The sequence below is a fragment of the Bradyrhizobium sp. CIR18 genome (assembly GCF_014198295.1).
Taxonomy (GTDB): Bacteria; Pseudomonadota; Alphaproteobacteria; order Rhizobiales; family Xanthobacteraceae; genus Bradyrhizobium.
Genome location: NZ_JACIHF010000007.1, coordinates 48,208 through 70,616 on the forward strand (window position 1 = coordinate 48,208; position 22,409 = coordinate 70,616).

Consider the following 22,409-nt stretch of genomic DNA (forward strand, 5'->3'; position numbering starts at 1 on the left):
CGCCAAGGCTTCGGCGGACATGAGCGGGGCGAGGGAGAAGGTCTCCTCACTTAAACAACGGCGTGCCCGGCACGAAGGCGTCGAAGGCGGCCCAGAACTGGGAGCGGTAGCGGTCCTGCTCCTGGAGGATCTCGTGCTTGGCGCCGGCGATCACGAGATGGGAGCCGGCGCGCAGATGATAGGCGAACTCCTCGATCGCCGCGGTCGAGACCACGGCGTCGTTGGAGGCCGCCAGCATCAGGATCGGCTGGCGGATCTGCGAGGGGTAGTTCTTGCCCTTGAAGGTGTTCATGGCGCGGAAGGCGGTGTCGGCCCACGCCACGGTCGGTGATGCCAGCCCGAGCGTCGGGTCCTCCTCCAGGATCGCGGCATTGCGCGCATAGCGCACCGGATCGCTGGTCACGGGATTGTTGATGAAGGGATCGAGCCCGGTGAGACGGTCACTGCCGCCGGGGACATAACGGCCGCCCTGCCCGAGCAGGCGCATGGTCTTGAGCAGCGCACGCACCGGAAGCGAGGTGGTGCGGCCGGGCAGGTCGATCATCGGTGCCGACAGCACCATGCGATCGAACCAGCGCTTGCCCGCATGCGCCACCCGCAGCATCACCGTGCCGCCCATGGAGTGGGCCAGCGCGAAGAAGGGCGGCGGGCAGTCCGGCAGCACGACCTGCTGCACGAAGGCCTCCACATCGACCTCGAAATCGGCGAAGTCGCGCACATAGCCCTTGCGCGGGTCGCGCAGGCGGCGCGAGGAATGGCCCTGCCCGCGCCAATCGATCATCGCCACGGCAAAGCCGCGGTCGCGCAAATCGCGCACGGTCTCGAAATATTTCTCGATCTGCTCGCTGCGTCCGGTGAAGACGCAGACGGTGCCCTTGCGGTTCGCCGGCGGCGCCCAGCGCGCAAAGCGCAGCTCGGCACCATCGGGCGTCTTGATGGTACCGCTGACGACGTCTTCGGGGACGGGATTGGACGGGATCGAGACCAGCGTCATGATTGGAAGTGCTTGGGCGCGAAGTGCTGCAAATCAAGGGGCGGGAGCGCCGAAAAGGCGCTGATTGCCGCCCTCTTGAACGCCGTCTCGTTCCACCCATATCATCTTCGTGCAGGCCGCTACCAGTGTTTCGGAACCGGAACATCAGGCTGCACACAGACTAAAGCCCGGCCCGATTGGCGGGCGGGTTACCCAACAGTCGCTCAATGGAGGACTTGACCATGCGTAGCTATGATCTCACCCCCTTCTATCGTTCCACCGTCGGCTTCGACCGCCTCTTCAGCCTGCTCGACCAGGCCAGCTCGGACGGCAGCCCCGGTTATCCCCCCTACAACATCGAGCGTACCGGCGAGAACGCCTACCGCATCACCGTTGCGGTCTCGGGCTTCGCCAGGGATGAGCTCTCCATCGTCGCGAAGGAAAACACGCTGACGATCAAGGGCGAGAAAGTCGCCAACGAGAACAGCAAGTCCGAAGTGCTCTACCGCGGCATCGCCGCGCGTGCCTTCGAGCGCGCCTTCCAGCTCGCCGACTTCGTACAGGTGAAGGACGCCTCGCTCGAGAACGGGCTGCTTCACGTCGACCTCGTCCGTGAGATTCCCGAGGCGAAGAAGCCGCGCCAGATCGCGATCAACACCAGCGCACCCAAGGCGCAGGTGATCGAGAACTCGGTCGCCGCCTAAGCAATAGGCCACTTCCAGGTTGCGAAAACGCCCCGGTGCCCCGGGGCGTTTTTTGCGTGCTCAGTCCGCGGCTTTTGTTTTCGGTCGAAATGGAAATACAGGTTCGGGTCGTCATTCTAAGTCTGGTCCGGTTCAGGCGCGGGAAACCAGAGATAGCTGCATCGATTGCGCAATCGCGATGCTCCCCGACCAGACGCTTGTCACAGCTTGGTGACCGCGCGTAACGCCGACGCTCCACGTGCCGTCCTTTCGAGATCGAACCCAAAACAAGACGGAGAAAGATCATGTCACTCTGGCGCAGCCTTTTTGTCGCCGCGAGCCTGCTGGCGGCTCCCCTCAGCCTTGCTCATGCGCAGACGCCGCAAACGGTGAAGGCGAAAAACGTCGTGCTGGTGCACGGTGCCTGGGCCGACGGCTCGAGCTGGTCGGAGGTGATCCCGATCCTCCAGGCCGCAGGCCTGCACGTGACCGCGGTGCAGAATCCGCTGTCGTCGCTTGCGGACTCGGTCGAGGCGACCAAGCGCGCGCTGGCCGAGCAGGATGGTCCGACGGTGCTGATCGCGCATTCCTGGGGCGGCACCGTGATCAGCCAGGTCGGCACCGATCCGAAAGTGACCGGGCTCGTCTATGTCGCCGCCCGTGCGCCGGATGCGAACGAGGATTTCGTCGCACTGTCGAAACAGTTTCCAACCGGCCCCGTCCGCGCCGGCATCGTCGAGCGCGACGGCTACACCAAGCTTTCGGAAGAGGCCTTCCTGAAGTACTTCGCCAACGGCGTGAAGCCCGAACAGGCCAAAGAGCTCTACGCCGTGCAATGGCCGACCGCGGCGTCGATCTTCGCCGGCCGCACCACGGAAGCGGCGTGGCATTCGAAGCCGAGCTGGTACGCGGTGTCGAAGAACGACTACACCATCAATCCCGATCTCGAGCGCTTCCTCGCCAAGCGCATGAACGCCACCACGATCGAACTCGACGCAGGCCACCTCTCGCTGGTGTCGCATCCGAAGGAGGTCGCGAATTTGATCCTGGAAGCGGCCGGGTATCCGCGGAGCTGAGGCTTCGCCGCGACATCGCAAAAGCGCCCGAGATCCTCGGGCGCTTTTTGTTTTGCTCAGTCTCCCGGATGTCGTCCCCGCGAACGAAGGCCAGTGGTCCGGTACTCGCACCTCTTCCGCACCGATAGATCACGCGGTATGGGTCCCTGCGTTCGCAGGGACGACGGCGTGGGTGTGGCCGGCGCGATCGCGTCAAACTCGCAGTGCTAATCCAGCCCCTGCGCGGCAGGCATCTCCTGCGTCGGCAGAATCGTCGGTGCCGGCTTGGCCTGGCCCACGGTTGGCGCGATGGCTTGTGGCGCGGCCTCGGCAGGCTTGGCCTGCGCGGCAGCGGTCTGCTGCGGGGCTTGGGCCTGCGGCGCCTGAGCCTGCTGCGTCACAGGTTCGGCCGGCTTGGCGACGGCGACCGGCGTCTCGCCGCGTCGCGGGGCGGCCCTCGGCAGCGGCACGGCGCGGCTCGCCACGTGCGGGATCAAGGCCGGCGGCCGCGGCGGGCCGCCGCGGATCACGGTCGGCGGCGGCAGCGCGCTTTGCGGACCGTAAGGCGAGGCCGCGCGCTCGTCATAGGCGGGCGCCATGCCGTAGGCGTCGGCGGCTGGCATGAAACGGATGATCCGCCCGTCGCGGGCGTTGATCACGAGCCGGCCGTCGTCACCGCGACGGTCGATCACCGCGATGGTGTAGACGCTGCCGCGCAGGCGCGGGATGCCGAGCGGCGAGAAGCCGTTTTCACGCAAGACCGCGTAGACCTCGGTCGACGGCAGCAACGCCGGACCGCGCTCTTCGTAACCATAGCCGTAACCGTAGCCTTGGCCGTAACGCGGCGGCGGTGGCGGGGCGGCTTCGGGGGGCGCATAGGGTCCGTCGAAATCCGACGCCGGGATGATCGCCCCTCTCGCAATACCGTTCGCGGGAACTTGCGCCAAAACCTGCCCATGCCCGGCGCTCATGGCGAGCGCCAGCGTGGCGGCAGCCACACATCCTGTGAAAAACTTCATCGTCGACACGCTCCTGTCAGGCCCCCGAATGCCTCGCGCTCTTTCGCTTCTTGCGGCGTGGCGCGCCTTTCGAAGGGTTGATCCGAAGCTTCATTTGGGATTTCGGCGCCCACAGGGCCGAATCGGGGCGCGTTGCTTCAAAACCGGGGCCGCGCAACTTTCGGAAAGCGATTGATTGACATATCGGGAATCGGGACTTCCGCACGCTTGTGTGCTAGACAAAAATTTGGCAAGGTGATGGTTAGGACAGGAAGACTGTCTCAATTTTGCTTGCGGTTCCGGCATTGGAATTGCAACGAAAGCGGGTGCTTTCGAGCACCATAAGGCAACGGGCAAAGCCGTTCTCGGGGACGAAGAACGCCTTGGCCTGAATTTAAGAAAATGCGGCTCGCTAGCGGACGAGCGGTGACCCAGAGGCGGGTGCCGCGGAACGCCCAAGGTGCGCCGATGATGGCGGTGAGGCAGCTTGCCGCATGGAGAGGATTGGAACAATGAACGGGTCGCAATTCGAGCGCGCAAACATCGTGGCAGAAGAGCTGTCGGCGACGGTCGCCTCGAAAACGACCGATCCGATTCAGGAACACAATTCGCGCCCGCCAGCCGTTGGCCTCTACGATCCGAGCCTGGAAAAGGATTCCTGCGGCGTCGGCTTCATCGCCAATATCAAGGGCAAGAAGTCGCACGAGATCGTCGCGGACGCGCTGAGCATCCTGTGTAATCTCGAGCATCGTGGCGCCGTCGGCGCCGACCCGCGCGCCGGTGACGGCGCCGGCATCCTGGTGCAGATCCCGCACGCCTTCTTCAGCCGCAAGGCGAAGGAGCTCGGCTTCGCATTGCCCGCACCCGGCGAATACGCCATCGGCGCGCTGTTCATGCCGCGCGACACCGCCTGGCGCAACGTCATCAAGAGCATCATCGCCGACCAGATCAAGGAGGAGGGCCTGACCCTGCTCGGCTGGCGCGACGTGCCGACCGACAATTCCTCGCTCGGCGTCACCGTGAAGCCGACCGAGCCCGCCTGCATGCAGGTGTTCATCGGCCGCAACGGCACCGCCAAGACCGAGGACGAGTTCGAGCGTCGGCTCTACATCCTGCGCAAGTCGATCTCGCAGGCGATCTACCAGCGCCGCGACCGCGGCCTTGCAGGCTATTACCCCTGCTCGATGTCCTGCCGCACCGTGATCTACAAGGGCATGTTCCTCGCCGACCAGCTCGGCAAGTACTATCCCGACCTGCACGAGACAGATTTCGAGAGCGCGCTCGCGCTGGTGCATCAGCGCTTCTCGACCAACACCTTCCCGGCCTGGTCGCTGGCGCATCCCTATCGCATGATCGCGCATAACGGCGAGATCAACACGCTGCGCGGCAACACCAACTGGATGGCGGCGCGGCAGGCCTCGGTGAGCTCCGAGCTCTACGGCAAGGATATCAACCGGCTCTGGCCGATCTCCTACGAGGGACAGTCGGACACCGCCTGCTTCGACAACGCGCTCGAATTCCTGGTGCAGGGCGGCTACTCGCTGCCGCACGCCGTCATGATGATGATTCCGGAGGCGTGGGCCGGCAATCCGCTGATGGATGAGAAGCGCCGCGCCTTCTACGAATATCATGCCGCGCTGATGGAGCCGTGGGACGGCCCCGCCGCGATCGCCTTCACCGACGGTCGCCAGATCGGCGCCACGCTCGACCGCAACGGCCTGCGGCCCGCACGCTATCTCGTCACCAAGGACGACCGCATCGTGATGGCGTCCGAAATGGGCGTGCTGACGATCCCCGAGGACCAGATCATCACCAAGTGGCGCTTGCAGCCCGGCAAGATGCTGCTGGTCGACCTCGAACAGGGCCGCCTGATCCCGGACGACGAGATCAAGGCCGAGCTCGCCAAGAGCCATCCCTACAAGGAGTGGCTGGAGCGGACCCAGATCGTGCTGGAAGAGCTGCCGAAGGTGCCGACGACAGGCGTGCGCTCCAATTTGTCGCTGCTCGATCGCCAGCAGGCGTTCGGCTACAGCCAGGAAGACATCGCGATCCTGATGACGCCGATGGCGGCCACGGGTGAGGAAGCCGCGGGCTCGATGGGCAACGACACGCCGATCTCGGCGCTGTCGGACAAGGCCAAGCCGCTGTTCACCTACTTCAAGCAGAACTTCGCACAGGTCACCAACCCGCCGATCGACCCGATCCGCGAGGAGCTGGTGATGAGCCTCGTCTCCATCATTGGACCGCGGCCGAACCTGTTCGATCTGCAGGGCCTTGCCACCACCAAGCGCCTCGAAGCGCGCCAGCCGATCCTGACCGACGCGGATCTCGAAAAGATCCGCTCGATCTCGGACGTCGCCGAGTCGCACTTCAAGTCGCGCACGCTGGACACCACCTTCCACGCCGGTCTCGGCGCGGCCGGCATGGACCAGGTGCTCGACGAGCTCTGCGCGCGCGCCGAAAGCGCGGTGCGCGAGGGCGTCAACATCATCATCCTGTCCGACCGCATGGTCGGCACCGACCGGGTGCCGATCCCGGCACTGCTGGCCTGCGCCGCCGTGCATCATCATCTGATCCGCGTCGGACTGCGCACCTCGGTCGGTCTCGTCGTCGAATCCGGCGAGCCGCGCGAAGTGCATCACTTTGCCTGCCTGGCCGGCTACGGCGCCGAGGCGATCAATCCCTATCTCGCGTTCGAGACCATCGTCGCGATGAAGGACCGCCTGCCCGGCTCGCTCGACGATTACGAGATCGTCAAGCGCTACATCAAGTCGATCGGCAAGGGCCTTTTGAAGGTGATGTCCAAGATGGGCATCTCGACCTACCAGTCCTATTGCGGCGCGCAGATTTTTGACGCGGTCGGCCTCAAGGCGGACTTCGTCGCAAAGTTCTTCGCGGGCACGCATACCCGCGTCGAGGGCGTCGGCCTTGGCGAGATCGCCGAGGAGGCGGTGCGCCGTCATGCCGACGCGTTCGGCGAGGCGCAGGTCTACAAGACCGCGCTCGACGTCGGCGGCGAATACGCCTATCGCAGCCGCGGCGAGGACCATGCATGGACCGCCGAATCGGTGTCGCTGCTGCAGCACGCCGCGCGCGGCAATTCGCAGGAGCGCTATCGCGCCTTCGCAAAGATCCTCAACGAGCAGTCGGAGCGGCTTCTGACGCTGCGCGGCCTGTTCCGGATCAAGAACGCCGACGAAGAGAAGCGCAAGCCGATCCCGGTCGACCAGGTCGAGCCCGCCAAGGACATCGTCAGGCGCTTCGCCACGGGCGCGATGAGCTTCGGCTCGATCTCGCGCGAGGCCCACACCACGCTCGCCATCGCCATGAACCGGATCGGCGGCAAGTCGAACACCGGCGAAGGCGGCGAGGAAGCCGACCGCTTCAAGCCGATGCCGAACGGCGATTCCATGCGTTCGGCGATCAAGCAGGTCGCCTCGGGCCGCTTCGGCGTCACCACGGAGTATCTCGTCAACTCCGACATGATGCAGATCAAGATGGCGCAGGGCGCCAAGCCCGGCGAAGGCGGTCAGCTGCCCGGCCACAAGGTCGATGCGACCATCGCCAAGGTCCGGCACTCGACGCCGGGCGTCGGCCTGATCTCGCCGCCGCCGCACCACGACATCTACTCGATCGAGGATCTGGCGCAGCTCATCTACGATCTCAAGAACGTCAACCCGACGGGCGACGTCTCGGTCAAGCTCGTCTCCGAGATCGGCGTCGGCACGGTGGCCGCGGGCGTCGCCAAGGCGCGCGCCGACCATGTCACTATCGCCGGCTTCGAAGGCGGCACCGGTGCTTCGCCCCTGACCTCGATCAAGCATGCCGGCTCGCCCTGGGAGATTGGGCTAGCCGAAACCCACCAGACCCTGGTGCGCGAGCGGCTGCGCAGCCGCATCGTGGTTCAGGTCGACGGCGGCTTCCGCACTGGGCGTGACGTCGTGATCGGCGCATTGCTGGGCGCCGACGAGTTCGGCTTCGCCACCGCGCCGCTGATCGCGGCCGGCTGCATCATGATGCGCAAGTGTCATCTCAACACCTGCCCGGTCGGCGTCGCGACCCAGGACCCCGTCCTGCGCAAGCGCTTCACCGGTCAGCCCGAGCACGTGATCAACTACTTCTTCTTCGTTGCGGAGGAAGTCCGCGAGATCATGGCTTCGCTCGGCTTCCGCACCTTCAACGAGATGGTCGGCCAGGTACAGCTGCTCGACCAGACCAAACTGGTCGCGCACTGGAAGGCCAAGGGCCTCGATTTCTCCAAGCTGTTCGTCAAGCAGAAGGAAGAGAAGGGCCAGAAGATCTACCACTCCGAGCGCCAGAACCATCATCTGGAGGCGGTGCTCGACCGCTCGCTGATCGAGAAGGCAACGCCTGCGCTCGACCGCGGCGCGCCGGTGAAGATCGAGGCCACGATCAACAGCACCAACCGCTCCGCGGGCGCGATGCTGTCCGGTGCGGTCGCCAAGATCTACGGCCATGCCGGCCTGCCGCACGACACCATCCATGTCAGCCTCAAGGGCACCGCAGGCCAGGCTTTCGGCGCCTGGCTCGCCCACGGCGTCACCTTCGAGCTCGAAGGTGAAGGCAACGACTATGTCGGCAAGGGCCTCTCGGGCGGCAAGATCATCGTCAAGCCGCCAAAGAACTCCGCCATCGTGCCGGAAGAGAGCATCATCGTCGGCAACACCGTGATGTACGGCGCGATCGAGGGCGAGTGCTATTTCCGCGGCATCGCCGGCGAACGCTTTGCCGTGCGCAATTCCGGCGCGGTCGCCGTGGTCGAGGGCGCCGGCGATCATTGCTGCGAATACATGACCGGCGGCATCGTGGTCGTGCTCGGCAAGACCGGGCGCAACTTCGCGGCCGGCATGTCCGGCGGCATCGCCTACGTGGTCGACGAGACCGGTGATTTCGACAGGCTGTGCAACATGGCGATGGTCGAGCTCGAGCCGGTGCTGTCGGAGGAGCTGATCAACGCCGGCACCTATCACCATTCCGGTGACCTCGAGGCGCACGGCCGGGTCGACGTGTTCAACAACCTGCTCGCCTCCGACGTCGAGCGGCTGCACGTCCTGATCTCGCGTCATGCGAAAGCCACCGGCTCCAAGCGCGCCGCCGACATCCTTGCCAATTGGAAGGAATGGCTGCCCAAATTCCGCAAGGTGATGCCGGTCGAGTACCGGCGCGCGCTGCGCGAGATGGCCGCCAACGCGGACGCCGAGCCGAAAATCGCGATCGGGGCGTAAGAGAAAGCCCTCATGGTGAGGAGGCGCGGAAAGCGCCGCCTCGAACCATGAGACCACCATCCGGGCCTCTATCCTTCGAGACGCGGCGCGAAGAGCGCGCCGCTCCTCAGGATGAGGAGTGAGAGAACAAAGAACTTAAGCGGCAGGGACTTCGGGTTTAATGGGCAAGATCACGGGTTTTCTGGAAATCGAACGGCATGACCGCAAGTACACGCCGGTTGCCGAACGCGTGAAGCATTACAACGAGTTCGTCGTTCCCTTGACCGAGAAGGAAACGCGCGACCAGGCCGCGCGCTGCATGAATTGCGGCATTCCCTATTGCCACGGCACCGGCTCGGTCGCGCCCGGCACGCCCGGCTGCCCGGTCAACAACCAGATCCCCGACTGGAACGACCTCGTCTACCAGGGCAATTGGGAAGAAGCCTCGCGCAATCTGCACTCGACCAACAATTTCCCGGAGTTCACCGGGCGCATCTGCCCTGCGCCATGTGAAGCCTCCTGCACGCTCAACATCGACGACAACCCCGTCACCATCAAGACCATCGAATGCGCGATCGTCGACCGCGCCTGGGACAATGGCTGGCTGAAGCCCGAGATCGCTGCGGTCAAGACCGGCAAGAAGGTCGCGGTGATCGGCTCGGGCCCGGCCGGCATGGCCTGCGCCCAGCAGCTCGCGCGCGCCGGCCACGACGTGCATTTGTTCGAGAAGTATGCCAAGGCCGGCGGCCTGCTGCGGTACGGCATCCCCGACTTCAAGATGGAGAAGGGTGTCATCGACCGCCGCGTCAAGCAGATGGAAGGCGAAGGCGTCACCTTCCACTACAACAGCCATGTCGGCGTCGACGGCAATGTCGATCCGCGCGAGATGCTCAACGAATATGACGCCGTCGCGCTGACCGGCGGCGCGGAAGCCCCGCGCGACCTGCCGATTCCCGGCCGCGAGCTGTCAGGCATCCACTACGCCATGGACTTCCTGCCGCAGCAGAACCGCCGCGTCGCCAGCGAGCCGCTGAACGGCGTCCAGGAGATCCTGGCCGGCGGCAAGCACGTCGTCGTCATCGGCGGCGGCGACACCGGATCCGACTGCATCGGCACCTCGCTGCGCCAGGGCGCGCTGTCCGTGACCCAGCTCGAGATCATGCCCGCCCCGCCCGAGCGCGAGAACAAGGGCCTGACCTGGCCGAATTGGCCGCTGAAGATGCGGACGTCCTCGAGCCAGGCCGAAGGCGCGGTGCGCGAATACGCCGTGCTGACCCAGAAGTTTTCCGGCGAGAACGGCCAGGTCAAGAAGCTGCACTGCGTGCATGTCGACGACAAGTTCAAGCCGATTGCCGGCACCGAGTTCGAGTTAGAGGCCGAGCTCGTCCTGCTTGCCATGGGCTTCGTCCACCCCGTGCACGAGGGCCTGCTCAAGATGCTCGCCGTCGAGCTCGACCCGCGCGGCAACGTCAAGGCCAACACGCTGGACTACCAGACCTCCCGCCCGAACGTCTTCACCGCCGGCGACATGCGCCGCGGCCAGTCGCTGGTGGTGTGGGCGATCCGCGAAGGGCGGCTGTGCGCAAGGTCGATCGACACGTTCCTGATGGGGAAAACGGATCTGCCGCGCTGAGATTTTCCGCGGCAGGACTCACTTCCTCAGGTTCGGAGCTATCCCGAGCACACCACATCGTTTGCCCGATCCGAATGAGATGTCCGGATCGATGCGCAATCAGATGCCGCCGAGCCATCCGCTGGCGGTTTTGGTCGAGACCTGACCCGAAAATGCGACGCGCACGCTGAGCGCGCTGCCGTCGCTCTCCAACGCGATCGATTCGATCGTGGCGCGCGTGCCGGCCAGCACATCGGCGCGTTTCACGAAGCGGCCGATGGCGGCATTCATCTGTGCGACCAGCGGATCGAGCTTCCTCTTCGTCATGTCGACGATGCGAGCGTGGGCGAGGTGATCTACGCTCGCCGATACAAATCCGACCGGAACGATCGCCGGCTCCCCGACAGTCACGTATTGTGACTGCGATCCGGGCTTACCCGGCCCCGCGACGGCGATGGGAACGGTGACACGCATATACAGATCGCGCAGCAGGGCGTTGCAGAGCTCGACATGCGCATCGACCGAGATCGGCAGCGATGAACTCGCCGCGCCCCAGTTCGTCTGACCAAACGAGACGTTGGATAACGTCACGGACTTGACCAAATTTCCCCCGCGGCAAGGGAGCTGTTTGCTGGTCGCAGGCAGCAGCGCCTCGAATGTGCGGCTCGCCTGCTTCATGGCCAGCTCGGCCTTGCCCGAGACTGCAAGCGCGTTTCCAATTCGGGTGACGTTCACCGCGGTGCCGACCGCAACGTCGATCGGAGCCTTGTCCAGCAGGCTCTGTGCGTGAGTCGGAACGGCGAACATCGATGCAAAACAAAAAAGGAAAACTCTATTCATAAACGCTCCCAATTCGGCAATGGCTTGTGCAATGACTCCTGAAACTCTAGGCTCGCCGCATCAGCCGAGGCTTCTGTCAGCGTTCAATTAGTCGCATACACGCAAAGATTGATCAATTCGTACGACGCGTTTCGGGGCAAGCACCCCTACGCCCTACCCTTCGCTTTAGCGAACCCTGCAAACCCGAGAAGGCCGGCGGCGGACCTTCAGGCCTTCTTCCGGGCAACAACGACCGACGACGACGAAAGCACAGAATGCGGCGTACTTTTCTGGTGGTCTGCGCGCTTTGCATCGCCGTCATCGGTGACGGCGGCGCGTTTGCGTCGTCGGCCGGGACCTTCGCGAGTACGCTACGCCGCTTCGGCGTGGATCTCGTTGTGCCGCTGGAGCGCTTCGACCCAACATCCTCTCGGGCGCTATTCCCCGGCGCGATGATCGCGAGGGTGGACGTCAATACGCTGTCGGACAAAGGCAAGATACTACGCCTGTCCGGCGCGACCATTTGTCCCGTCCCCGGAATCGACTATGGCAGCGGGCAAAGAACCTCCACCTACAGGCAATCGCAATCAACGCGTTCACCCGAGCCGGGATCGGACATCCGCGAGGCGATGCTGCTGTTCGGCTTCGACCAGGAGACTCTGGGCTCTCTCAAAGGATACAGTCTGGAGCTTTCTCAGCCCCGGATGTTCAGCATCCCGTTCGATCGCTTGAACGAGTTCTCGGCTCGGAGCGACGCCGATGCAGCCTGCGCCGCCACGTCCGGCAATCGATCGGTCATCAGCCGATCGCTGGTTGCCACCGTAGACGTCACGATCGTCTCGCACCGTCCACTGTCGCCTCGACAACTCGATAGCGCGGCAAGGACGCTGTCGCCGGACAGACCGGTCGCCTTTCGGAAGGCGGCGGGAGATGAATTCGCCTATTCCGCAAAGTTGCCGGATCGATGGGTGGGCATCGCTACCGAACTAGTACGATAGACGGGACAACGCACACATTCTAGGTTGTCGGCGGGAAACGTCTGGTCTAGCTTTCAACTTTGTACTTGATATTCTTTTGGGGGCATCATGTTGAGATATTTGCTTCCCGCCGTCGCCTTGTGCACGGCGGTGTCCACCGCACATGCGCGCGACTTCGGCCTCGAGCGCTTTGCCGATATCGTCAGCCAGACCTATCCGGGCTACAGCGTGTTTGCGCCCTTTATCGAAGCGCCCAGCAATGACCCGCTTCACTTCCAGAGCGGCTACCTTGGCAGCGTCTGGAGGGCGACGAGGGAAAAGGGCAGGACGCAGGGTGGGACCTATTCTCACGGCGATATGGGCTTCTACTGCAACCCGAACCAAGCCGTGATGCCCACTCCACGCAACACGTTGCGTGTACAAGACTGGCGCTACAAGACAGAGATTACCCTCACTGGCGAATTTACCGTATCCGGCGCAAGGCCCGAGGACACCATTTTCAAGCTCTCGGCCATCGACGCGAAGTACATCAAGGACGTTACGGTCGATATCAAGAACGCGGTAAAATACGCGGCGCCGTTTGACGTCCTGATGAATTGGTCCAACGAGGCGCTGGCACGGTGCCCCTCATTCAGCAGAGTGCTCACGTCAGCCATCGCCGGTGACGTCACGGTGAAAATCTACTTCGTCGCGGGAGTCAGTGCGACATTGCAGTTCGACATCGCTTCCAAGGTGAAGGCGAATCTCGGGTTCAACGTTACGCCCGTGCAGGTCGGCACGCCCGACAAGCCGGCGATGGTGCTTACCGAGGGCAATCAGATCTTCGCCGTCACGGCCATGCCCGCACCACTACGATAGATCCAGCGGCTGATTCATGCGCATGAGCGTATTTGCACTTCGGGCCGCTGCCGCCGTTCTGGCGGTGGCGGTCGGGGCTTGCGCGCGGCCACCGACCCTTGGCAGCGTGCTCAAGGACCGGTATCCGGGCTATCAGCAGGTCTTACCGGCCACCTCGGTGAGCCTCAGCGATCGCAACTACGAATTCGTTCCCGGCACCCTCATGTCGGCGGTCGAACTCAGGCCGGCGTCGCGCAACGAAGCCGCACTCTGGCAGGCGGACCCGATCTATTGTCCTCCGGGCTATCCGCTATCCGACGTGGGCCGGCGAGATAGGTCTCCAACCCACGTCACCTACAATTTCGATCTCTCACTGCGTCACGCACTGCATTTGCGCAAGGCCAAGGCCGACCTCAATCTCGAGGAGAACGAGATCGAGTTCATTCGACGCGTTACAATCCGGATCGACTCTCCGCGAACCTACGCGATCCAACCGCGCGCCCGTGCCCCGCCATGTGAAGGCTTGCGTCGACGCCATCATGAAGCGTCCAGGCATTCAGAAGGTTCGCGGCATCATTGTCGGAAACGTGCATGTGGACATCCTGTTCAAGGACAATGCCAGCGTGATGGCCAAATGGTCAGTGGCCAACAAGATCAACTCGTCGCTGGGCTTCGGCGCTCTGAAGGGAGAAAGCTACACCATCAGCGGGGACAATCTGGTGTTTGGCGCCGATCTGGTTCGCGTGAGAAACTAGGGGCCCGCCCCTAATTCTGCAACCTCACGCCCACCATCACCACCGTCCCCTGCGAGCTCGAGCCCGGCTGGTTTGAATCCAGGATGTCATGCCGCAGCGTGCCCTTGACCCAGATGTTGCGGTTGAGCTTGTAGATCAGATTGCTCTCGAACGAGTAGGTCTTGTCGTTGCGGTTCTGGCCCTGGTAGTCGAGCGTGCCGTAGGTGAACTTGCCGACGGCGGTGAGCCAGCGGCGGAAGTCGTGGTCGACTTCGGCCGAATAGGTGCGCACCAGCACGCCGGAGGAGCCGGGGATGGTGGTCTCGGCGATCTGCGTGTCGGTGAAGAATTTCACCGTGGTGAGGCCGCTCGCATTCCAGATCAGCGAGCCCGTGGTCAGAAACCCTGCGAGCTGGCTGAGGCGCGGGTCGGTGTAGTTGCGCGCGGAATAGCCGATCGAGATTTCGCCGGTGAGGATGCGCGAGAATTCGAAGGACGAGCCGACCTTGGCGTAGCCGCCGTTTGAATCGCGGAAATAGCCGTTGCGGTCGGCGGCCTGGTCGTGGACGCGGGTGTCGCCCTGGATCTCGACGAATGGCTTCAGGCCCGGCTTGAGGTCGTAGGAGAAGCGGCCGATGCCGCCATACTGGTTGAAATCGCGATCGCCGTTGCTGAAGGTCGAGCCGTCGGTGAGCTTGGAGTCCGTGTAGGCGGTGCGATCGACGGTGGCGCCGGCGGCGACCTGGAAACGATTGAAGGTCTGGTCGAAGCCGACGGTGGTGCCGTAGGCAGCGTACACCGGATATTTCTGCAGGCCGGCTTGCACGTTCGGGCTGCCGGGATTGTCGGTGGCGAGCCGCAGGCGCAGCTGCGAGGTCAGCTTGAGATCGCGGTCGACGTCGAGGCGGCCGTCGACATGGCCGGTGAAGTCGGGACGATCGGCCTCGACCGGCGAAGGCGAGGCAAAACCGTTGATCGTCGCCGGCATGTTGTTGGTGTAGCCGGAGAACGAGCCGCGCAGGTCAGCGACCAGCGCGTGGCGCTCCCAGTCGGACATCACCAGAAGATCCGGTGCAACGACATAGACTGGCGATCCCACCGGCTTGTTGAGACGCGTCGGATTGGTGTCGTAGCCGGTGGAGAGCTCGAGCCCGCCCTTGATCAGGAAGCTGCCGGCATAGTCGCCGACGGCTCCGAACGCATCGTCATCCGCCTTGAGGCGGCGGCGCAGCGGCTGTCCGGGCACGGTGCCCGCCATCGCCGCCGGCACCGGCGCCTTGTTGGCGGACGCGGATGGCGGCGGCGCGATTCTGGGCAGGCCGAGCGTCGAGGGCGGCGGCGCCGTGGTCGGCACCGGCGAGCCGGGCCCGGCGGCGCGCTTCGGCTTCGGCTGGCCCGGATAGAGTTTTGGTTGCTGTCGCTTGCGGTTGAGCGAATCATAGCCGGAGCCGCTCGCGCCGGTGGCGGCGGGCAGTCCGTAGGTCGGGACCTGACCGACGCGCGAGGTCGCCGGCGTCTGCTGGCGTTTGCGCGGATCGGCACTGGGATCGGGCAGTGCCGGCAACGCATCCGACGGCGCCTGCGGCACGCCTGCCGTGCGGCGCGTCGGCAGCGTCTCGGGCGCAGCGAAGCCGCCGCGGTTGGGATTGAACAGATCGGGCGTGAGGCTCTGGCCGGCCGCGGGCGCGCTTGTGAGGGCCGTCAGCGCAAGACCCGGCGCTAGGCACGGCAAAGCCGCGCGCAGGAACTGCGCGCGTTTGCTCCGGCCGGTGCCTGGAGACGACCCCACGATGGAATAACTCCAACGAAATCAAATACTTTCACGGTGACCTCCGCCGGCTGGCGGGAACCATCGTTAATGGAGTTAAAACAATTATGGTTAATGACCGGTTGAGGGCTTAGGCGCGCTCGTCGCCTCCACGGCCGCGGCGTGCTAATGAGGCGCCGACCGGGCCAATGCCCCCTCCTCCCTGGACCAGAACATGCCGAGTTCGAAACCGCTGATGACCCAATCATCCGGCCCCATCCCCGACAGCGTCGAATCCGCGCTCCGCACGCTGGAGACGGAGAGCGGCGGCATCAACGCGCTCGCAGCCGCCCTGCGCGGCCCGCTGGGCGAAACGTTTGTCAAGGCGGTCGATCTGATCCGCAACGCCAAGGGCCGCGTCATCGTCACCGGGCTCGGCAAGTCGGGCCATATGGGGCGCAAGATCGCCGCAACGCTGGCCTCGACTGGCACGCCGGCCTTCTTCGTGCATGCCGCGGAGGCCGGCCATGGAGACCTCGGCATGATCACCACCGACGACGTCATCATGGCGCTGTCCTGGTCCGGCGAGCAGCCGGAGATGAAGAACCTCGTGAACTACTCGGCGCGGTTCGCCATTCCCATGATCGCGGTGACGTCGAACGCGGCGTCCTCGCTGGGACAAGCCGCGGACCTCGTGATCGAGCTGCCGAAGGCGCGCGAGGCCTGCCCGCACAATCTGGCGCCGACCACCTCGACCCTGATGCAGGCCGCGATCGGCGATGCCCTCGCGATCGCGCTGCTCGAAGGCCGCGGCTTCACCGCCCTGGAGTTCGCGCATTTCCACCCCGGCGGCAAGCTGGGCGCGATGCTGAAATTCGTCCGCGACTACATGCGCACCGGCGCCGAGATCCCGGTCAAGCCCCTGGGCACCAAGATGTCGGAGGCCGTGGTCGAGATGTCGGCCAAGGGCCTCGGCTGCGTCTGCATCGTCAACGAAGCAAACGAGGTCGCAGGCATCATCACCGACGGCGACCTGCGCCGCCACATGCGGCCCGATTTGCTGACGGCGTCGGTCGACGAGATCATGACGAAGCAGCCGAAGACCGTGCCGCCGTCCATGCTCGCCACCGAGATGATCGAGGTGCTGAACACAAGCAAGATCACGACGCTGGTCGTGACCGAGGCGGGCAAGGTGGTGGGCATCGTGCATCTGCACGATCTGCTGCGGGCCGGCGTGGCGTAATTTCTTCGCCTCTCCCCGCTTGCGGGGAGAGGGAGTCCACCGCCGGAAATCGCGCCGCGTTCTCCTCCAGCGGCAGCCGCAGCCCGTTCGCCAGATACGACACCGTGCGATAGAAGCCGCACAGCAGCATGATCTCCAGGATCTGCGCCTCGTCGTAGTGCGCGGAGAGCGCGGCGAACTCTTCATCGCTGAACGTCGCGCGGTGATGCAGCGCGTCGACCGCTGCGATCAGCGCCTGTTCGGCCGGCGACCAGCACGGTGACTTCGCATCGCCCTGCACGGTGGCACGCACCTCGTCTTCGGCGAGCTTCGCCGGCCCGGCGAAAACCGCGACGTGCACGCCCCATTCATACTCGCATCTGTTCAGCGCGCAGGTGCGGTCGATGACGATTTCGCGCTGGCGCAGAGAGAGCGGGCCGGGATCGAGCAGGCCGCCGGCGCGAAACTTGTCCCAGGCGCGGGCATGGCCTGCCATCACCCGGAACAGCACCAGCGGCGCCGCGCCGCGCATGATGCGATCGAACTGCGCCTGGATCTCCGGGGGATAAGGCGGGGTGAGCGGGGCAATGCGCGGCGTGGACTGGGACATCGGCCGCCTCCTTTGCTACATTTATTGTAGCAATACGCTACACTATCTGTAGCACGACGCAAGGGGGCCGCGATGGCAAAACAGGCAGCATCAGGAAGCGTCCGCGGCTCGCGCACCGGGCGGCCGATCATGGCGCTGCTGGACCTGCTCGGCCGGCGCTGGAGCCTGCGAATATTGTGGGAGTTGCGCGGCGAGCCCCTCACCTCCCGCGCATTGCGCACCGCCTGCGACGAGGCTTCACCGACCGTGCTGCAAGCGCGACTGACGGAGTTGCGCGAGGCGGGGTTCGTGGAGCTGGGGGAAGGCGCAGGCTATGGGCTGACGCCGCTCGGGCGGGAATTGTGCGCGATGGTCATGCCGCTGCATCGGTTTGCGGAGAGGTGGAAGGGGTAGCGCTTTTTCTTACCCTCCCCTGGAGGGGTCCGGGACGAGCGAAGCTCGCCCGTGGGTCGGCTCACATGGAGCGTAGCGAAATGTGAGACGGGGTGGGGTGACGGTCTCTCCACCGCGGCAGCGCCCGTGTTGAGAGATCACCCCACCCCGCTCGCGCTACGCGCGATCGACCCTCCCCCTCCAGGGGAGGGTAAGAGACGGCTACGCCGCCGCCACGGTCAGATTCGCACCGTCGACCTGCACCACCTTCACCCGCGTCCCGGCCGGCGTATCCGGACCTGCGACGCGCCACACGGTGTCGCCGATGCGCACGGTGCCGCTGCCGTCGATGATCGGCTTCTCCAGCGTGAACTCGCGCCCCAGCAGTGCCTCGGTGCGCTTGTTGAGGAACGGGCTGGCGCTTGCATCCGGCTTCGGCCGCGCAAGGCGGCGCCATATCGGCACGGCGGCCGCGGCAAACACCGCGAACATCACGAGCTGGATCTGCCACGATATGACGACGGTGAACGAGATCAGGCCGACGAGCAGCGCAGCTAACCCGAGCCAGAACAGGAATATGCCCGGCGCCAGCACCTCCAGCGCCATCAGGACGAAGCCGAAGATCAGCCAATTCCAGCTGCCGAGCGATACGAACATGTCGGTCATGACACGACCTTCCATCATGGTGCATGCCCCCGTGCGGAGGGACATACTCCGGTGACTATCCCTGCCGCGGCGGCACCGCCGGCGGCGTGCTGCCGGTCGTCGGCACCGAGCCGGTGCGGCGCGCGGCGGCGGCTGCGGAGGCGGCGCTTTCGCCGAACGTTGCCTTTGCGATCTCGCCGATGCCGGCGAGCGAGCCCAGCATGGAGGTTGCTTCCATCGGCAGCATGATGATCTTCTGGTTCGGCGCGTCCGCGAACTGGCCGAACGCCTTGATATATTTGTCGGCGATGAAATAGTTCAACGCGGCGACGTCGCCCTTGCCGATCGCTTCCGACACCGCCAGCGTCGCCTTGGCTTCGGCCTCGGCCAGACGCTCGCGCGCCTCGGCGTCGCGGAAGGCGGCCTCGCGGCGGCCTTCGGCCTGGAGGATCTGGCCCTGCTTGGCGCCCTCGGCGCGCAAAATCTCGGACTGGCGCTGGCCTTCAGCGGCGAGAATGTCGGCGCGCTTGACGCGCTCGGCCTTCATCTGCCGGCCCATGGCTTCGACGAGGTCGGCTGGCGGCACGATGTCCTTGATCTCGATGCGGTTGACCTTGACGCCCCAGGGCGACACCGCGGCGTCGACGACGCGCAGCAGGCGCTCGTTGATCTCGTCGCGGTGCGACAGCACCTGGTCGAGATCCATCGACCCCATCACCGAGCGGATGTTGGTCATGGTCAGGACCGTGATCGCCTGGGTCAGATTGGCGACCTCGTAGCTCGCCTTCGCGGCGTCGAACACCTGGTAGAAGGCAACGCCGTCCACCGTTACCGTGGCGTTGTCCTTGGTGATGACCTCCTGCTCGGGGATGTCGATCACCTGCTCCATCATGTTGATCTTGCGGCCGACGCGATCGAAATAGGGCACGATCAGATTGAGCCCGGGACTCAGCGTCTGGGTGTATTTGCCGAACCGTTCGATGGTCCAGTCATAGCCCTGCGGCACCGTCTTCACGCCGGCAACCAGCGTGACGATGACGAGCAACACCAAAACAATCGCGAAAATGTCGAAACCGCTCATAGCTCCTCCAAGGCAGGAAAATGCCTATTCCCGCGCTGTCATTGGTCGGGAGTGCAACCCTACCGGTTCAGCGGTCGCAATTCACGTCGGTATCGGGCTAATTCTGCACAAGTCATCCAGGCGGGGAAGGATCACGATATGTATTTGCGGCGGGACCTTGAAAGCGTGCAGCGGAAACCTAGCGGCGAAAATTAACGAATCTGAAGGCGCACGTTAGACGATTTCATTCGATCACGTCATTCGCGAGGGCGATGAGGCCCGGGTGAAGTGTGACGCCGCACTCCCTAGCGGCCTTGAGGTTGACCGCTAGCTCGAACTTGGTGGGGTTCTGCACTGGCAGGTCGGCTGGCCGCGCGCCCTTCAGAATGCGGTCGATATAGTCCGCGGCGCGGCGGAGCTGCTCGGCGCTGTCGGTGCTGTAGGACATCAGCCCGCCCTCGTCGACGAAGGTCCGGCTCCAGAACACCGCCGGCACGCGCGCCTGCGCGATCGCCGCCAGAAGCTGGCCGCGATTGGCCATGGTGAAGAAGTCCGGCAGGATCAGAAGGCCGCCGTCCCTCCGCGAAGCCAGCGCTGCTATGGAGACGGCGTCATGCACCGGCGCGGGCTCGACCGTCACCTGAAGGGTCCGTGCGGCGTCCTCGATCGTGCGCAGCATCAACGGCGCGAACGGGGCGGTGGCGGGATTGTAGACGACGAAGACGCGAGACACCTTTGGCGTGACCTGCGTCAGCATCTCCAGCCATTTGCCGGCCAGCGGGCCGTCGTAATCGGTAAAGCCGGTGACGTTGCCGCCGGGATGCGCGAGGTTTTCGACAAAGCCCTGGCTGACGGGATCGGTGACGACGGCGAACACGATCGGGATCGTGGTGGTGCGCTGGCGCAGCTCCTCGACCGAAGGCGTGCCGACCGCCAGCAGGACGTCGGGCCTGAGCGCGATCAGCTCGTCGGCGAGCCGCGCGATGCGCGCGCGGTCGCCGCCACCACTGCGCCAGTCGATCTTGAGGTTGTCGCGCTCTTTCAGGCCATGTCCGGCGAGCGCCTCGAGCAGGACCATGCTGCGGATCTGGCCGATCGCATCATCGGCAGCCGTGACCGAGAGAACGCCGAGCCGACGTGCTGGTTGCTGCGCCAGCACCGAGGACGGCAACGCGACGACGGTCCCAAGAAGCGCCAGACACTCACGGCGGTTCATGAGGCGCCCATCAGATCCAGCCCTGGAGCTCGCGCAGCACCAGGGTGCGGATCACGTCCATGCCCGGGTCGCTGTCGTTGAGGCAGGGGATCGCAGAAAACTGCTCGCCACCATTGTGCTTGAAGATCTCGGCGTTCTCCTGCGCGATCTCCTCGAGCGTCTCCAGGCAGTCGGCGGAAAAGCCCGGCGTCACCACCGCGAGGCGGCGCACGCCTTCCTTCGCGAGCCGCTCCATGGTCTTGTCGGTGTAAGGCTGGAGCCACTCGGCATTGCCGAAGCGCGACTGGAAGGTCAGCAGCAGTTTGGTCTCGTCCATGCCGAGCCGGCGGCGCAGTGCCGCCGTGGTGGCGATGCAGTGCTGCTGATAGGGGTCGCCCTTGTCGACATAGGATTTCGGCATGCCGTGGAACGACGCCACGATCAGCTCCGGCTTGAAGGACAGCGTTGCCAGATGCGTCTCGATCGAGACGGCAAGCGCCTCGATATAGGCCGCGTCCTCGTAATAAGGCGGCGTCACCCGCAACGTCGGCTGGTTACGCAAACGGGCGAGCACGCGGAACACTTCGTCGCAGACCGTCGCCGAGGTCGAGGCGGAATATTGCGGATAGAGCGGGACCGCCAGGATCCGCTCGCAGCCTTTCGCGATCAGTACGTCGATGCCCGACTTGATCGAGGGATTGCCGTAGCGCATCGCCCAGTCCACCACGACGTGGGCGCGGTCCGACAGGGCGGCCGCCAGCTTGTCGCTCTGCGACCGCGTGATGGTCTTCAGCGGCGACTCGTTCTTCTCGGTGTTCCAGATCTTCTGGTAGTCGAGCGCCTTGGTGCGGGGGCGGCTGCGCAGGATGATCCCGTTCAGCACGAACTTCCAGACCAGGCCCTGGTCCTCGATGACGCGGGCGTCCGAGAGGAACTCCTTCAGGTACACCCGCACGCCCGGCGCATCGGCCGTGTCGGGCGTTCCGAGATTGATCAGGAGCACGCCAGCGCGCGGCAGGGCGGATTGGGCGGCCGGTCTCGCGGCCTCGATGGGGACGACACTGGTCATGGCTCTGTGGGTCGCGCGTTGGTCCGAACTTGTCAAGATGAGGCCGGTTTCGCTAGGGTCGCACCCAGGCGGGGGAGCGACGATGACACTCGCGGAATGGTGCGTCTTTGGAGCGCTGCTGCTCTATCTGTCGACGATCGGCTCGATCAAATGGATCAGGTTTCGCCGCTTCGACAATTCCCGGCCACGCGACCCCGCCTTCTACGAGGACGCACTCTCGCAGCGCGCGCTCGGCGCGCACCAGAACGGCATCGAGACCTTCCCGTTCTTCGCCTTCGCGGTGCTGCTCGCCGAATTCAAGGATTCGCCGCAGCGGCTGATCGACGAGCTCGCGGCCCTCTTCCTCATCGTGCGCCTTGCCTATGTGCTGACCTATCTCGGCAACCGCCCGACGCTGCGCTCGATCCTCTGGAGCATCGGCTTTGCGATCAATCTCGGGATCTTCTTCATGCCGGCGCTGAAGCGGTTTCTGCCGGTGTGAGGTTTGCGACCGTAGCCCGGATGGAGCAAAGCGTAATCCGGGGTCTTTCCACGGCGGCACTGTCCCGGATTGCGCTGCGCTCCATCCGGGCTACG

At 64.7% G+C, this 22,409-nt stretch carries 18 protein-coding genes and 1 pseudogene; 10 read left to right on the top strand and 9 right to left on the bottom strand.

What is annotated here, in order from left to right; genetic code table 11:
• Nucleotides 1–46: 46 nt before the first annotated feature.
• Nucleotides 47–994 carry an alpha/beta fold hydrolase gene (locus tag GGD65_RS22260; RefSeq protein ID WP_018316166.1) on the bottom strand — a complete coding sequence of 316 codons (948 nt, stop codon included), beginning with the start codon at nt 992–994 and terminating at the stop codon, nt 47–49.
• A 221-nt stretch (nt 995–1,215) separates the two neighbouring features.
• On the opposite strand from GGD65_RS22260, the gene GGD65_RS22265 reads away from it, so the two are divergent.
• Complete coding sequence (locus GGD65_RS22265; protein WP_026201620.1) at nt 1,216–1,677, top strand: Hsp20 family protein; 462 nt, start codon at nt 1,216–1,218, stop codon at nt 1,675–1,677.
• A gap of 284 nt (nt 1,678–1,961) precedes the next feature.
• Nucleotides 1,962–2,732, top strand: coding sequence for an alpha/beta fold hydrolase (locus GGD65_RS22270; RefSeq protein ID WP_183236624.1), 771 nt, complete (start codon nt 1,962–1,964; stop codon nt 2,730–2,732).
• 206 nt (nt 2,733–2,938) lie between these two features.
• On the opposite strand, the gene GGD65_RS22275 is transcribed toward GGD65_RS22270, so the two are convergent.
• The gene (locus GGD65_RS22275; RefSeq protein WP_183236625.1) at nt 2,939–3,730 is read right to left on the bottom strand and encodes a hypothetical protein; all 792 of its coding nucleotides are present in this window, start codon (nt 3,728–3,730) and stop codon (nt 2,939–2,941) included.
• A 491-nt stretch (nt 3,731–4,221) separates the two neighbouring features.
• On the opposite strand from GGD65_RS22275, the gene gltB reads away from it, so the two are divergent.
• Nucleotides 4,222–8,955: a glutamate synthase large subunit gene (gene gltB, locus GGD65_RS22280; protein ID WP_018316170.1), complete on the top strand. Its 4,734-nt coding sequence runs from the start codon at nt 4,222–4,224 to the stop codon at nt 8,953–8,955.
• A gap of 160 nt (nt 8,956–9,115) precedes the next feature.
• Nucleotides 9,116–10,567 carry a glutamate synthase subunit beta gene (locus GGD65_RS22285; protein WP_183236626.1) on the top strand — a complete coding sequence of 484 codons (1,452 nt, stop codon included), beginning with the start codon at nt 9,116–9,118 and terminating at the stop codon, nt 10,565–10,567.
• Nucleotides 10,568–10,666: 99 nt separating this feature from the next.
• On the opposite strand, the gene GGD65_RS22290 is transcribed toward GGD65_RS22285, so the two are convergent.
• Entirely contained in the window at nt 10,667–11,224 is a 558-nt protein-coding gene (locus GGD65_RS22290) for a hypothetical protein (protein WP_183236627.1), read from the bottom strand.
• A 416-nt stretch (nt 11,225–11,640) separates the two neighbouring features.
• Here GGD65_RS22290 and GGD65_RS22295 point away from each other — a divergent pair, with 416 nt between their 5' ends.
• The 3 genes from GGD65_RS22295 (at nt 11,641) to GGD65_RS22305 (ending at nt 13,934) form a co-directional block, all read left to right on the top strand.
• Nucleotides 11,641–12,363, top strand: a complete 723-nt coding sequence (locus GGD65_RS22295) for a hypothetical protein (RefSeq protein ID WP_183236628.1) — start codon at nt 11,641–11,643, stop codon at nt 12,361–12,363.
• Between the two features lie 87 nt (nt 12,364–12,450).
• A complete protein-coding gene (locus tag GGD65_RS22300) occupies nt 12,451–13,200 on the top strand; it encodes a hypothetical protein (RefSeq protein ID WP_183236629.1) in 750 nt (249 codons plus the stop codon).
• Nucleotides 13,201–13,718: 518 nt separating this feature from the next.
• Nucleotides 13,719–13,934 (top strand): hypothetical protein, encoded by a 216-nt coding sequence (locus tag GGD65_RS22305; protein WP_183236630.1) that lies wholly within the window; start codon nt 13,719–13,721, stop codon nt 13,932–13,934.
• A 10-nt stretch (nt 13,935–13,944) separates the two neighbouring features.
• Here the strand turns inward: GGD65_RS22305 and GGD65_RS22310 are convergent, their stop codons facing one another.
• Complete coding sequence (locus tag GGD65_RS22310; RefSeq protein ID WP_183236631.1) at nt 13,945–15,702, bottom strand: outer membrane beta-barrel protein; 1,758 nt, start codon at nt 15,700–15,702, stop codon at nt 13,945–13,947.
• A gap of 193 nt (nt 15,703–15,895) precedes the next feature.
• Between GGD65_RS22310 and GGD65_RS22315 the strand changes: the two genes are divergently transcribed.
• Nucleotides 15,896–16,903 carry an SIS domain-containing protein gene (locus GGD65_RS22315; RefSeq protein WP_092255510.1) on the top strand — a complete coding sequence of 336 codons (1,008 nt, stop codon included), beginning with the start codon at nt 15,896–15,898 and terminating at the stop codon, nt 16,901–16,903.
• A 40-nt stretch (nt 16,904–16,943) separates the two neighbouring features.
• Here GGD65_RS22315 and GGD65_RS22320 read toward each other — a convergent pair.
• A pseudogene (locus GGD65_RS22320) lies at nt 16,944–17,492 on the bottom strand (carboxymuconolactone decarboxylase family protein); the annotation flags it as partial.
• 72 nt (nt 17,493–17,564) lie between these two features.
• On the opposite strand from GGD65_RS22320, the gene GGD65_RS22325 reads away from it, so the two are divergent.
• A complete protein-coding gene (locus tag GGD65_RS22325; RefSeq protein ID WP_183236633.1) occupies nt 17,565–17,885 on the top strand; it encodes a helix-turn-helix domain-containing protein in 321 nt (106 codons plus the stop codon).
• Between the two features lie 201 nt (nt 17,886–18,086).
• On the opposite strand, the gene GGD65_RS22330 is transcribed toward GGD65_RS22325, so the two are convergent.
• From GGD65_RS22330 to hemH, 4 genes are all read right to left on the bottom strand, one after another.
• A complete protein-coding gene (locus GGD65_RS22330) occupies nt 18,087–18,530 on the bottom strand; it encodes an NfeD family protein (RefSeq protein ID WP_026201621.1) in 444 nt (147 codons plus the stop codon).
• A gap of 55 nt (nt 18,531–18,585) precedes the next feature.
• Nucleotides 18,586–19,590: an SPFH domain-containing protein gene (locus GGD65_RS22335; protein ID WP_018316177.1), complete on the bottom strand. Its 1,005-nt coding sequence runs from the start codon at nt 19,588–19,590 to the stop codon at nt 18,586–18,588.
• A 223-nt stretch (nt 19,591–19,813) separates the two neighbouring features.
• Nucleotides 19,814–20,785 (bottom strand): ABC transporter substrate-binding protein, encoded by a 972-nt coding sequence (locus GGD65_RS22340; RefSeq protein WP_183236634.1) that lies wholly within the window; start codon nt 20,783–20,785, stop codon nt 19,814–19,816.
• Nucleotides 20,786–20,795: 10 nt separating this feature from the next.
• Nucleotides 20,796–21,833, bottom strand: coding sequence for a ferrochelatase (gene hemH, locus GGD65_RS22345; protein WP_183236635.1), 1,038 nt, complete (start codon nt 21,831–21,833; stop codon nt 20,796–20,798).
• 82 nt (nt 21,834–21,915) lie between these two features.
• On the opposite strand from hemH, the gene GGD65_RS22350 reads away from it, so the two are divergent.
• Nucleotides 21,916–22,314: an MAPEG family protein gene (locus GGD65_RS22350; protein ID WP_183236636.1), complete on the top strand. Its 399-nt coding sequence runs from the start codon at nt 21,916–21,918 to the stop codon at nt 22,312–22,314.
• The last annotated feature ends 95 nt before the right edge of the window (nt 22,315–22,409 follow it).